The sequence below is a fragment of the Sinomicrobium oceani genome (assembly GCF_900119185.1).
Taxonomy (GTDB): Bacteria; Bacteroidota; Bacteroidia; order Flavobacteriales; family Flavobacteriaceae; genus Sinomicrobium; species Sinomicrobium oceani.
Map to the genome: position 1 here is coordinate 87,099 of NZ_FPJE01000015.1, position 13,963 is coordinate 101,061.

At 45.8% G+C, this 13,963-nt stretch carries 12 protein-coding genes; 6 read left to right on the forward strand and 6 right to left on the reverse strand.

Going from position 1 to position 13,963, the window contains the following annotated elements; all coding sequences use genetic code 11:
• Positions 1-133 precede the first annotated feature (133 nt).
• The 6 genes from BT112_RS14175 (at position 134) to BT112_RS14200 (ending at position 9,143) form a co-directional block, all read left to right on the forward strand.
• Positions 134-703, forward strand: a complete 570-nt coding sequence (locus BT112_RS14175) for an RNA polymerase sigma-70 factor (RefSeq protein ID WP_072318048.1) — start codon at positions 134-136, stop codon at positions 701-703.
• Between the two features lie 130 nt (positions 704-833).
• On the forward strand, positions 834-2,018 hold the full coding sequence (locus tag BT112_RS14180; RefSeq protein WP_072318049.1) for a FecR family protein: 1,185 nt from the start codon (positions 834-836) through the stop codon (positions 2,016-2,018).
• Positions 2,019-2,148: 130 nt separating this feature from the next.
• On the forward strand, positions 2,149-5,556 hold the full coding sequence (locus tag BT112_RS14185) for a TonB-dependent receptor (RefSeq protein ID WP_072318050.1): 3,408 nt from the start codon (positions 2,149-2,151) through the stop codon (positions 5,554-5,556).
• Positions 5,557-5,592: 36 nt separating this feature from the next.
• The gene (locus tag BT112_RS14190) at positions 5,593-7,386 is read left to right on the forward strand and encodes a RagB/SusD family nutrient uptake outer membrane protein (protein WP_072318094.1); all 1,794 of its coding nucleotides are present in this window, start codon (positions 5,593-5,595) and stop codon (positions 7,384-7,386) included.
• 92 nt (positions 7,387-7,478) lie between these two features.
• A complete protein-coding gene (locus BT112_RS14195) occupies positions 7,479-8,147 on the forward strand; it encodes a basic secretory protein-like protein (protein ID WP_072318095.1) in 669 nt (222 codons plus the stop codon).
• A 45-nt stretch (positions 8,148-8,192) separates the two neighbouring features.
• Positions 8,193-9,143 carry a hypothetical protein gene (locus tag BT112_RS14200; RefSeq protein WP_072318051.1) on the forward strand — a complete coding sequence of 317 codons (951 nt, stop codon included), beginning with the start codon at positions 8,193-8,195 and terminating at the stop codon, positions 9,141-9,143.
• A gap of 92 nt (positions 9,144-9,235) precedes the next feature.
• On the opposite strand, the gene BT112_RS14205 is transcribed toward BT112_RS14200, so the two are convergent.
• The 6 genes from BT112_RS14205 to BT112_RS14230 form a co-directional block, all read right to left on the reverse strand.
• The gene (locus BT112_RS14205; protein ID WP_139276213.1) at positions 9,236-9,862 is read right to left on the reverse strand and encodes a phosphoadenosine phosphosulfate reductase domain-containing protein; all 627 of its coding nucleotides are present in this window, start codon (positions 9,860-9,862) and stop codon (positions 9,236-9,238) included.
• Positions 9,863-9,864: 2 nt separating this feature from the next.
• Positions 9,865-10,104: a DUF2061 domain-containing protein gene (locus BT112_RS14210; RefSeq protein WP_072318053.1), complete on the reverse strand. Its 240-nt coding sequence runs from the start codon at positions 10,102-10,104 to the stop codon at positions 9,865-9,867.
• A 65-nt stretch (positions 10,105-10,169) separates the two neighbouring features.
• Entirely contained in the window at positions 10,170-10,586 is a 417-nt protein-coding gene (locus BT112_RS14215) for an RrF2 family transcriptional regulator (protein WP_072318054.1), read from the reverse strand.
• 70 nt (positions 10,587-10,656) lie between these two features.
• Positions 10,657-11,610 carry a citrulline utilization hydrolase CtlX gene (gene ctlX, locus BT112_RS14220; RefSeq protein WP_072318055.1) on the reverse strand — a complete coding sequence of 318 codons (954 nt, stop codon included), beginning with the start codon at positions 11,608-11,610 and terminating at the stop codon, positions 10,657-10,659.
• Positions 11,610-12,524, reverse strand: a complete 915-nt coding sequence (locus BT112_RS14225) for a dimethylarginine dimethylaminohydrolase family protein (RefSeq protein WP_072318056.1) — start codon at positions 12,522-12,524, stop codon at positions 11,610-11,612. The genes ctlX and BT112_RS14225 overlap by 1 nt, the downstream gene beginning before the upstream one ends.
• Before the next feature lie 86 nt (positions 12,525-12,610).
• Positions 12,611-13,894 carry a citrate synthase gene (locus tag BT112_RS14230; RefSeq protein ID WP_072318057.1) on the reverse strand — a complete coding sequence of 428 codons (1,284 nt, stop codon included), beginning with the start codon at positions 13,892-13,894 and terminating at the stop codon, positions 12,611-12,613.
• Between the last annotated feature and the right edge of the window lie 69 nt (positions 13,895-13,963).

Below are 13,963 nucleotides of genomic sequence, written 5' to 3' on the forward strand. Positions count from 1 at the left end.
GATGAGATTTATGTGTTAATTTTCCGGGAATTAATCCCTGAAAATGTATTTCTTCTGACGATATGCAAAACAGCACCACCTGTTTGCTACGTAACTAAAATAACTATATTTGTCATCATGCCAACTTTAAACGATGAAAAAGTCGCCGAAAGATATCTTACACGATTTGCAGCGTGAGAGGAGTGAAGCATCTTTTGATATCTTTTTTTCTTGCTACCATAATCACGTTTTGCTATGGGCAAACAGCATTGTTAAAGATCCTGATCTGGCCAAAGATATCGTGCAGGATTTTTTTCTGGATTTCTGGCAGCACAAACGCTATCTCTCCATCACCACAGATCTTTCTGCTTATGTGTATCGCGCTATAAGAAACGCTGCATTGAAGCATCTCGACCGGGCAAAAAAAATGGTCTCGGACGAATCGCTGAAAGACAATTTCCAGGAGTTCCCTCTGTACAGAGAACTCGACCGAAAGGAAATTATTTATACAGCCATCAACAACCTCCCGGAGAAGTGCAGGGAGGTTTTCACCCATTGCTGCATATACGGAAAAACCTACGGAGAGACCGCAGAAGACCTCGGTGTATCGATCAATACGGTGCGTACACACATGACGCGAGCTTTCCGGTTACTTCGGGAACAACTGCACCCTTCTCTCTTTCTCCTGCTGCTCACCAGGGATATCTGCCTCGAAACCAACTGATTTTTCAGGCAGGGATACGATAAATAACCGGTCTCACTTCGATTCCCGGAGCCTGCTTTTAAAAAAAATTAACGACGATTTCACATCATTCTCTTTTTTTTGACTCTCTTAGTAAAGAACCAACTGAAAAATGCATACGGATATCGAAAAAATATACCTCAAAGTGATCCAGAACCATCCGCTGACCTTCGAAGAACGACGGTTACTGGTGAAAAAACTCCGTGACGATCCGGGATTAAAACCTTTCTTACTGCACCTGAAAGACATCCACCATGAGGCCACCGCCCTGAAAACAAGTGACCTGGACGAAAAAAAGGCACTTCTGGCGCTAAAACAACGCATGAAACCCGAACCGAAAAAAGCACTCCGGATCCGGCCATGGATGCGCTATGCGGCCATACTTACCGGGATATTGATCACCGGGTACAGCTGGTATCTCTTTCACCATACCACCGAAAGCAACACCCCTAAAATAACGTTACAACTCGAGGATGGCTCCGTAAGGGAACTGGACGAGAGTACAGTGAATATCATCACCGGCAATAACGGCAGGGCCATTGTATCTCAGAAAAAAAACACCCTTCACTACGACCATGTATCACAGCCGGGGGAAACCTCCGTACTTCACAACGTATTAAATGTACCTAAAGCTAAAACGTTTCAGCTTATCTTATCCGACGGTACTCGTATTCTGCTCAATTCCGGAAGCAGGATCAGGTATCCGGAAGCCTTTCACCCCGGTGAAAAAAGAATCGTACAACTTCTGGACGGCGAGGCTTATTTTACTGTCCGGCACGATTCCCTAAGTCCATTCATCGTTCGCACAGGAAAAATCGATGTGAAAGTCCTGGGAACAGAATTTAATATTTCGGCCTATACCGAAGACTCCCTCTTACATACCGTATTGGTCAGCGGAGGGGTAAAAGTACGTTCGGAGGGAGGAACCGTACGTGAACTCGTACCGAACCAGATAGCCACGTATAACAGGGCGTCGGAACAGCTCTCGGTGCAACAGGTGACCGTCACAGATCATATCGCCTGGGTAGACGGTAAGATGCGTTTTGTGGACAAACCGTTCGGGGATATCCTGAAAACCATTGAAAGAAGTTATGATGTGAAGATCATTAACCGGAATAAAAAACTACAGCACGCCCGCTTTTACGGTGATTTCGACATCCACAAGGAAAGTGTAAATGACGTGCTGAAAGTATTTGCTACCGGCAGGCCTTTTTCGTACGAAAGAAATGGCAATGTTATTACCATTCTGCCCGATGCCGACAAAAAAGAACATGAAACCCTATTGCCTATGCCATAACCTGTTTACAAACACTTTTTTCGGATAATACGGGAGGTATTACCTGAAAAAAGGGAAATGCGCCAACATTTCCCTCAGCTACTTATTAATAATTAAAGTGACTAACCATTGAATAAGTTCTATCAAAATTATGAAAATTAATTACCTGAGAATGAAAATATCATTGCTTTTGCTATTTTTCGTGGTGCTCCAGATTACGGCTTCCTCCGCCCCTGCACAGAAAAAGCTGGTATTTGACCTGCAGAACGTAACACTAAATGAGGTTTTGGAGGAAATAAAAAAACAAACCGACTACAAATTCTTTTTTGAACGGGAAGTTATAGATCTCTCCGAGAGGATCTCCTTAAAAGCCGAAAGGGAGACTGTAGAAATTATACTCGAACGGTTATTCCGGGGAAGTCCGGTGACTTTTACAATTATCGACAGGCAAATTGTACTGACCAAAAAAATCGCGTTTGCCCCGCAACCTGTTTACCATGCGGAAATGCCCGTACAGCGGGTTATTACGGGAACTATCACAGACAGCAGCGGAATTCCCCTGATGGGAGTTACCATTCTGGTAGAAGGTACCCGTACAGGCACTACTACCGATGAAAATGGTAAATATGCCATCGCAGCAGCCGGGGGAGACACCTTACTGTTTTCCTACATCGGGTTTGCCTCTCAATCCGTAAAGATAACGGCTGTAGATACTACGGTAAATATCGCTCTTACGGAAGAGGTGAACTCACTCGAAGAAGTGGAAGTCTCCGTAGCCTTCGGCAAACAAAAGCGAATCAGTGTCGTTGGGGCGCAGACCTCTGTAAATGTCGAGGAGCTCCAACAACCGGTATCCAACATCAGTACCGTACTGGCAGGTCGTGTTGCCGGATTAACTGGAGTACAACGCTCGGGATTACCCGGATATGACGGTGCGGATATCTGGATCCGGGGGATATCTACCTTTACCTCGGCCGGGAACGGCCCTCTCATCCTGGTAGATGGCGTGGAACGGTCCATGAACAATATAGACCCCAGGGACATCGCTTCCTTTACCATCCTCAAAGATGCCTCTGCAACAGCGGTATACGGGGTTCGCGGAGCAAACGGTGTAGTACTCATCGAAACCAAACGCGGGAAAATAGGAAAACCTTCTATTCAGGCCGATTATAACGAAGGCATATCTTTCTTCACCAAAGTACCCGAACTGGCCGACGGCATTACCTATATGAAACTGGCCAATGAGGCCAATACGACCCGTGGGCTCGCTCCCAGGTATTCCCAGGAAACCATAGACCGCACTGCCTCGGGTGAAGATCCGTTATTATACCCGAATGTCGACTGGATGGACCAGGTGTTTAAAGATTTCGGAAGAAACAGGCAGGTTAACGTCAATGTCAACGGAGGTGCCGAGAACGCCCAGTACTACGTATCGCTAAGTTATTACGACGAATCCGGATTATTTACTACCGATGGCATGGAAAACGACGATGCCCGAACACGATTTAAGCGGTATAATGTGACTTCAAACCTCACGGTAGATATCACCCCGACAACCAAAGTAAACCTCGGGGTCCAGGGATACATCTCGGAAGGCGGATACCCCGGAATTCTCGGAGGTGAAGATGATTCCGCAAGAGATGTCGTCAACGAGATATTCAATGCCGCAATGCAGGTACCTCCCGTAGAGTACCCCGTCATGTATCCCGGAGATTTTGTTCCGGGGATCAGTCCCAACGGAGATCTCAAAAACCCATATGCCCTGGTTACCAGAAGCGGCTACCGTACAGACACGCGAAACCAGATCTATTCTAACCTCAACATTACACAGGAACTGGATTTCTTTACAGAAGGCTTATCCTTTAACGGTATGTTCGCCTTTGATGCCTATAATGCTCACAACATTTTGCGCTCCAAGCGGGAAAGTACGTATTACGTGGATATTGCCAACCCCTATAACGATGACGGCAGCCCGAACCTCCAGGAAACTTATCCGGGACAGAACCACCTCGGATATCGCAGACAAAATGGTGGTAACCGGAGGTTCTATATTCAGGCTTCCTTAGATTATAACCGGACATTCGGAGCCCATACCCTCGGAGGCCTGCTGCTGTTTAACCGTACGGACTATGTCAATGCCTTTGCCGGCGACCTCACCGAATCTATCCCTTTCCGTAACCAGGGATTTGCCGCCAGGGTAACTTATGCTTATGAAAGTAAATATTTTCTGGAACTGAACGGAGGATACAACGGTTCCGAAAATTTTGCCCCGGACCGGCGTTACGGCTTCTTTCCTTCCGTAGCCGTGGGTTGGGTCGTTTCTAATGAGAAATTCTTCGAACCGATAAGCGAAACGATCAACTTCCTAAAGATCCGGTATTCCGATGGTAAAGTGGGAGGTGCCTCAGGAGCCGGACGCTTTGCGTACCTCAGTAAGGTAGAAGAAGACAATGACTACGGTTTTGATTTCGGTGAAAATGTAAATTTCCGTAACGGGATCAGGGAAACCTACCAGGGAGTAGATGTTACCTGGGCAGAGTCCAGAAAGCAGGACCTGGGACTGGAGCTCAATGCGTTTAACAGCAAATTTAAAATGACCGTAGACTTTTTTAAGGAACACACCACAGGCGCATTCCTGCAAAGGCAGGACATTCCCAACTATATCGGGCTGGTCTCCGATCCGTTCGGTAACATCGGGGAAACCGAAAATAAAGGAGTCGATGGTACGGTCGAATACTATACCGCGATCCGGGACTTCAACCTTTCATTCCGGGGAACATTTTCATACAACGAAAACAAGATCATACAAAACGGTCAGCCGGAACAGCCTCATACATGGCTCAACAGGCAAGGCAATCCTATCCTCGGCATTTACGGCCTGGTCGCCGAACGGTTATTCACTCTCGAAGATGATAAAGACGGGGACGGTTATATTACTACCGAAGATGGTTTTCCTTCTCAATACGGGCAGATACAGCCCGGCGATGTCAAATACAAAGATCTGAACGGTGACGGACAGATCGACGCCTACGACAGGCAGCTTATCGGTGACGGGGATGTACCCAGGCTCACCATAGGGTTCGGGCTTGGCGGAGACTACAAAGGTTTTGACGCCAGCGTATTTTTCCAGGGTCAGTTCCATGCTTCACGCGTCATCTCGGGGAACAGCATCATACCTTTTAACGGCGATGGTGGAAGAGGTAACCTGTACGATATCGCTGTCAACCGCTGGACGCCCGACAACGATGATCCGTATGCCATGTATCCGAGGTTGTCTTTCGGAGCCTCTGGTATAGGACAAAACAACAATACCCAGGAGAGTACCTGGTGGCTTCGCAAAATAGATTTTCTCCGTTTAAAATCTGCCGAGATAGGCTATACGCTCCCCAAAACCCTGACCAACAAATGGCATATCGGAACCACCCGGTTCTACCTCAGGGGTACCAACCTGCTGACTTTTACCAAGTTTAAACTCTGGGACCCGGAATTAAATACCTCCAACGGGGGTGCATACCCCAACATTTCCGTATGCTCTCTGGGTGTTAACCTTCAATTTTAACCGATTATGAAAACAATGTATTTCACATATAACAAGATGAAAAAACTGATCGTTTCCATAGCGATCGGAGGCGCGGTGCTTTCATGCAATGACGACTTTCTGGATCAGGTCCCCGATGACCGACTGACTTTCGAAGAGACCTTTTCCAGCAGGAATACGACAGAAGAATACCTCGCTGCAATATACAGAAGACTTCCCAATGAGTACGCACAACGTTATACCACAACCCAGAACTCAGGTCCGTGGACCGGGGCTTCGGACGAAGGAGAATACGTATGGTCATTCCCCCTGTCCAATTATATGAATATAGGTGACTGGAATCCGACAACCGGGAATATCAGCACCTTGTGGAGCAATTTTTATCGCGGCATACGGGAATGTTCTACCTTTATAGAGAATATAGAAAACTGCAGGGATTGTACGGAGGCAAATATCAAACAATATACCGGGGAAGTCCATGTGCTCCGGGGTTTTTTCTACTACGCCCTATTACGCTCCTGGGGTCCCGTAATTTTGCTCGGTGATGCCTCGACCAATGCAGACTCCGATGTTTCGATGTTCAAACGAAATACCATAGATGAAGTGGTAAACTATATAGTCAGCGAGCTGGATACCGGCGCAGAGGCATTGGAAGGGATCAACTTCAAAGGCGGAAATGCAGGAAGGATGAGCCGGCCTTTTGCAATGGCTATTAAGGAAAAAGCCTTGTTGTTTGCGGCCAGCCCTATTTTTAACGGCAATACCGATTATGCGGAATTAACGGATGAAGAAGGTAATTTCCTGATCCCACAGTCTCCGGACATCAACAAATGGAAAACAGCAGCAGATGCCGCCAAAGCTTTTATCGACGAATTTGTGCCCGGCACCTTTTCGCTATACAAGGAATATAACGACGATGGTTCTGTCAATGGCTATCTCTCCTGCAGAAATGTGATGTTACGGGACTGGAATCCGGAAATGATCTACGAACGGCCGCGGGGAACTTTTTACCTCAATTACGATTGTACCCCGTACCATGCCGGGGCAGACAGCAGGGTTAAAGGGGCTGGCGGATTAGGGCTAACCCAGGAGTTTGTCGATGCCTTCTTCACGGAAAACGGACGACCTATCGATGATCCCGAATCCGGGTACCAGGCTTCGGGGTTTACCGATTTTCAAACTCCTTACGACGATCAGAGCCGGACGATCTTCGCGGCCTGGGCAAACAGAGAACCCCGGTTCTATGTCAATGTTACCTTCAATAATTCGCTCTGGCTGAACAGGGACCATGGTGATGTCATCACCACAACCTGGTATTCCGGGAATTCCGGGAAGGGCTCGGGCGGAGGTAACGATTATACACCGACGGGATATATTGCAAGGAAAAATATTGCTCCCGACGGATCGACCAGCAGGGCCATTCCTATGATACGGCTTGCGGAGATCTACCTCGATTATGCAGAAGCCCTGAACGAATACGAGCCCGGAAACCCGGATATCCTGAAATATGTCAATCTGATCAGAGAACGTGCCGGTATTCCCCTCTACGGTTCTTCCGGACTACCACAGCCCGCAGGGCAGGATGCCATGCGAGAGGCCATACACCGGGAACGCCGGGTGGAACTCGCCCTGGAGAGCGTAAGATACTTTGACCTTATCCGTTGGAAACAGGCAGAAAATGCCCTGCATGGCCCTGTACACAGTATGGATATCAACGCTACTGACGAAGCGGATTTTTATCGTGTCATTACTTTCGAAACACGAGTATTCACAAAAAAACATTATCTCTTTCCTGTTCCGCAGGGAGAAATTGACGCTAATCCGGCTCTTCAGCAAAACACAGGATGGTAACATTGTATTGAACCCGATTCTTTTCTATATAGCGAACCCGGCAGGGCATCTTTTGCACTCCGGGTTCCATTTTAAACCCTTGACAAATGATAATGAAAAAAATTCTTGCTTATAGCCTGCTATCTTTACTGGCCCTACAACTGGGCGCTCAGCAATCCGAAACTTTTAAAAAGAAGGGGAAGACCCTGGTATTCATCAATGAGGACCCTGAACTGAATCCGAAGGTCCAGGCCGGACTGGTCCGTACTTTTTTTAAAGTTTATCCCAAACTGGTTAAAACCTTCAACCGAAACGCTGTAAAAGACGTGGAAGTCCGGATCGATACGGCATATACCGGGGTGGCATATGCCCACAACGGAAAAATAACGATCAGTTCGGAATGGCTCCGGAAAAAACCCGGAGATCTCGATGTAATCACTCACGAAACAATGCACCTCGTACAGGCCTATCCTTCCGGAAGCGGTCCCGGCTGGATTACCGAGGGCATTGCAGATTATGTCCGTTATATATACGGCGTCGATAACAAGGGTGCCGGCTGGTCTCTACCGGAGTATAAAGAAGGGCAGCATTATACGGACAGTTACCGGATAACGGCCCGCTTTTTCTTTTGGCTTTCCCTGAATTACAAAAAAGGAATGCTATCAAAACTCGATAAAAACATGCGTAATGCTACATATAACGATGCTTTCTGGCAGAAGGAGACCGGGTACGACCTCGAGACTTTATGGCAACAGTACACGGAAAATCCGGATATCAGTTAACCCCAACAACCTAACCTATTTATTAATCTTTAAATATTCCAAATCATGAAAACTATGAATTTTTCCAAACTCGCACTTGCAGCGGGCCTGGTCGGGCTCTGTCTGTTTCAGACCTCTTGTTCTTCAGAGGTCAAAGAAGACATTGCCCTGAACAGTGAGACACTTACTGCAGCAGTCAACTATCCCGATCCTCCGTTAACCTGGCAGGAACATTGGTTTGAGCACAATCAGCTCGTTCAAAGAGTATTTTTTGACGACCACCTGGCCTTGTATTTCGACGACGATGTAGACACTGCTGTCACCTGGCCGAACACTTTTCTTTCGGACGTGTGGGAATACGTAAAAAGCAATTACGGCAGCTTCGGGGACGACCCGAGATTGTTTACCATACTGCACACCGGAAAATATTCGGGAGGCCATCCTTCTACCTACTTCGATTCGAGTCACGATTACAGAAATGTCATCGACTGCGGGCCTTACACCTGGACCGATGAGACACCTACCGGGGGCATCAATATGCTGGTTCATGAAGTGGGCCATATCGTGGAGATCGCATCAAAAGGTGTAAAAAGTTCTCCGGCCTGGGACATCTGGAAAGACAGCAAATGGGCAGAGATATTTATCTATGACGTTTATAAAAATCTCGGCAAAGACGATTTTGCACAGGAAGTCTATGATGACCTGATGAATAAATATGATAATTTCCCCAGGCAAAACACCCAATGGTTCAAGGACTGGTTCTATCCTATATATTCTCAATACGGTGAAGGTGCTGTTCTGAACAATTTCTTCGAACTCCTTGCGGCGCACTTTCCTAAAAATGCTTCGGGGACGGAATATTCCCGTAGAATGAACTGGGGAGAATTTGTTCATTTCTGGAGCGGTGCCGCAGGAACAGACCTGAAGCCTCTTGCTCAGAACGCATTCGGGTGGTCTACAGAATGGGAAAATCAATGGGTACAGGCCAAGAGCACATTTAACCAGATTACATATTAAATAAAACTGCTGTATATACAGTACGGAAAAGCCCGGAAATGCAATTTACATTTCCGGGCTTTCAAATATATAAGATTAACTATTATGGCCTGTTAAGCATTTTTGGAAGTCGAAACATGTAGTCCGCATTCCCGGTTCTCCAATACTTTGGTCGGATCGTAATATTTGAATTCATTTTCCAATCCGTGTTCTTCGAGGTAACCGTCCAGTTTTTCGTCAGACCAGTAAAAGAATGGGGATACTTTCAGTACGCCATCGCTGCCGAGTGTTACAATATCCAGAGAATCGCGGAAAGCGGTTTGTCCCTTTCTCAGATTCGTAAACCATACATCCGGTTTATGAGCCTCCATGGCTCTGCGGAACGGTTCCAGTTTTACCTGCTCGGTAAATTTCTGGTGTAGAGGAGAATCAACTCCCGGTATTCCCATAACCGCATCCCGGTGTGCCGCAGTCTGCCGGGGCACATAAAGGTCTATTTTCAATTGTAGCTTTTCAATAAGCCGCTCCGCATGCTTATACGTCTGGAGAGTGTTATACCCGGTATCGCACCATATCACCGGAATATCGTTTTTTACTGCTGTAGTTGCATGCAGGATAGCTGCTTCATAGGGCCTGAAATTGGTCGTCACTACGGGGCGATTGGCCGTTTCCAGCGCCCAGGCTACGATCTCTCCGGGCGATTTGTCTTGCAGATATTCGTTTATCGTATTCAGATCCATGATCATTTATTTTTTGTGATTCGCAACCAGGCTCTTTCATGCAGGTAGTAGAGTACCATCTTCGAAACCACTTCTATACTCCCTATCCCTACAGCTATCCTGATGTTACCGGTAAGTATATAAGAGATGATCATGGTATCTATGGTACCTACCAAACGCCATGAAACAGCCTTTAAAACAGACACCCTGCGACTGTTTGATGCCGGTTTTAATTTTTGTGTTTTGAGCAAATCGAGTATCATAATAATGGTAATAGGCTACAAATATACCATTAATCTATCGATTTAGTAGATTTTAAAGTGATTTTTTAGCCTTCCGCAGAAAGATCGGCCAGTGTTTTTTTCTCTAACACACTGAGCATACTGTCTCTAAGCTCCACCATAACCCTGTTTAGCGAGCATGCTTCTTCTGTTTTACAGTCACTACATTTCTCGTAAAAATGCAGGCTCACACACGGCAGCGGTGCTATGGGGCCTTCCAGTATCCGCATCAGCGCGGCAATTGTAATCTGCTCCGGATCTTTCAGCAGGTAGTATCCTCCGCCCTTCCCTTTTTTAGAACCGAGAAAACCGGAATTCTTTAATTGCAACAATATAATCTCCAGAAATTTCTTGGAAATATTTTCACTTTCGGCAATTTCGGATATCAATACCGGTTTATTATCTTCTTTTCTGGTCATATACACCAGTGCTTTCAGCCCGTATTTGGTTTTTTTTGATAACATAGTTTGAAAAACTGCCCTTAAAAGTTCTACCTCTTATCTACTATAGGTAAGCCCTGCTCTAATATAACGATTATTTTTGTGACGGGTCTTTTTCCAGGAATATCTCCGCCATCATACATCTGGCACTTCCTCCGCCGCAAGCTTCTATGACATCCAGCGAAACAGAGAGAATTTCACAATACTTCGTTATGGCCATAATCTGTCCGTCTGTCAGACAAGAATATGCGGCAGCACTCATAACCAGGAATTTCTTTCCGTCTTTTCCTGCAACCTGCAACATATTACCTGCAAAACTATTTACCTGTGCTTCCGTAATACGTATGATCTCTTTTTCGTCTTCCTTTAAATGCCTTACCAGATTTTTAGCTTCTTTCTTGTCATCGACTGCATCGAGACATACCACGGCAAAATCTTCGGCTATACACATCATCACATTAGTATGATAGATGACCTTTCGTTCTCCTTCCACCGTCTGATATGCTGTAAAAATTACCGGAGTATATTCGAAATTCTCACAGAACTCGATAAACAGCTCTTCATCCGCTCGGGGAGAAAGTGCACAGTACGCTTTGCGGTTTACCCTGTCCAGAACCATACTTCCGGTGCCTTCCAGAAACACGCCGTCTTCTTCCGCCTCTGTATAATCGACAATAGTCTCTATACGGAATCCTTGCTCTTCGACCATATCCAGGACTTCTTCGCGTCGTTCCAGTCTCCGGTTTTCGGCAAACATCGGATATAAAGCTACCGTAGCATCGGTATGAAAAGATATCCAGTTGTTGGGAAATACAGCATCGGGGGTATCCGGTTCTTTGCTATCCTCCACAACGATGACGGAAATTCCCGCATCTCTGAGCTTCTCCACAAAGGCATCAAACTCTTTCAATGCCCTGGCCTGAACAGTTTCCGGTAAAAGACCGTCCAGTACTTTCTGGTAATAATTGTTTACTGCGGTCTGTTCGTTCATCCGAAAATTTACCGGACGGATCATCAAAACCGTATCGGTTATCTGCTTGTTTATCATTATTCGCGTATTAATGGCATGGTTGAACATCGGAAAAGCCCTTCCTGTTTGGCGATCTCGGCATAAGCGACTTCCTCTACGGTAAAACCGTTTTCCCTGAGCCAGTGATTAAGCCTGGTAAAATTACGCTCGGAAACTACGACATCGGCAGCTATGGAAAAGACATTCGAAAACATATAATACATTTCGTCTCGTGTGATGTGAAAGAGATTCTCCTTTCCGAACAACCCGACGAGATCATTGTAATCTTCTTCGTTTCGAAATCCGCCTTTGTAAATAATCCCTTTATCTCTCCCGACGGGCTGAAAACAGCAGTCGAGATGCAGGGCATTATCTCTTGCTTCCGTACGGGACTTGACCAGATCAAATGCCTTCACTTCTTTATTCGGAAACAAATCGCGAAGAAAATGAACGCCATGCATATTGGTCCGTGCCGTAATCTGCTCCGGGTAATCATCGCCTTTATAGGTTCCGACAAAAATATGATCGTTCCACAGCATGACATCCCCTCCTTCTATGTGTACTTCTTCAGGCGGTGTGATTATTTTATCCGGAGCGATTTTTTCCATCACATAGCCAATGGCATTCAATTCCTTCTCACGGTCTGGAAGAATGTTTGATTTTATGAAGAGATCATCGACCACAAATGCAATATCTCTTGCAAATATCTGGTTGTAATCCGCAATAACTTCGGGGCGAAAAACCTCTACCTCATATTTTTTCAATACGCCTGCAAATGCTTCCATTTCCGTTACCATATCCTGCTCTTTCGGATAGGTCCCCGCCAGGATGTGCTCAAGAGATTTAGGATCGTAAGTTTCCTCCGGTTTCGGCACCGGGCCATTATTTCTGGCGGTACCGAGCACCAGAGCTCTTAACCTGGAAGTTTCGTCTTTAACGTTAAGATGCAACATAAAGATTATGATTTGTTACAAATATAAAAAGTAGAGACACACAAAAGTGCACCTCTACTTTATTTTTTGTTTTGGGAATATGGTTATTACCGCTTGCTTATATCAACAAAAGCACGTTGATTTTCCCCGATATATACCTGTCTCGGTCTTCCGATAGGTTCGTTTCTCAAACGCATTTCCCTCCATTGCGCTATCCATCCGGGTAGTCTTCCCATGGCGAACATTACCGTGAACATTTCGGTAGGTATGTTAAGAGCTCTGTAGATAATTCCGGAATAGAAGTCTACGTTAGGGTACAACTTCCGGTCTACGAAATACTGATCTTCCAGTGCTTCCTTTTCCAATCCTTTGGCAATATCGAGAACGGGATCAACGATTCCGAGGTTTCCGAGAACATCATCGGCTGCTTTTTTGATAATTCGTGCACGGGGATCGAAGTTTTTGTACACCCTGTGACCAAATCCCATCAAGCGGAACGGATCATTTTTATCTTTGGCTTTTGCCATATATTTTTTGGTATCTCCTCCATCGGCTTTAATACCTTCCAGCATTTCAATCACTGCCTGGTTAGCTCCACCGTGAAGTGGTCCCCACAAGGCCGAGATCCCTGCAGAAATGGAAGCAAACAATCCGGCATGAGAAGAACCTACGATACGCACGGTAGATGTAGAACAATTCTGTTCGTGATCGGCGTGCAATATGAGCAGCTTATCCAGTGCATTGATAGTAATATCATTTTTCTTGTATTCCTTGTTAGGTCTTTTGAACATCATTTTGGCGATGTTTTCCACATACCCCAGGGTATCATCCCCGTAATCCAGAGGAAGCCCCTCTTTCTTGCGCAATGTCCATGCTACCAGAACAGGGAATTTAGCCATTAGTTTTACAATGGCTTTATACATATCCTCCTCTGAAGATACATTTACCGAAGAAGGGTTAAATGCGATAAGAGCACTGGTTAAAGACGCCAGAACTCCCATGGGGTGAGCAGACTTCGGAAAGCTGTCGAGAATTTTTTTCATCTCCTCGTCAACCACAGCCTGGTCTCTTATATCGTCATGGAATTTATCCAGTTGACTTTGTGTGGGCAACTCGCCAAAAATCAAAAGATATGCAACCTCAAGGAAATCGGCTTTTTCGGCCAGTTCTTCGATGGTATAACCGCGATAGCGAAGAATCCCCTTTTCCCCGTCCAAATAGGTAATAGCACTTTCACAAGACCCGGTATTCTTGTATCCGGGATCGAGCGTGATGATCCCGCTGTTTGCCCGGAGTGTCTTGATATCTATGGCTATTTCATCTTCAGTCCCTATGGTTACTGGAAACTCATATTTCTCACCGTTATACTCTAAGGTAGCAGTTTTTGACATAATAATTCTATAGATTTTAGATTTACTTATTCCCTCATTTCCGTTCTTCGGCAGATCTCTGAAAAACAG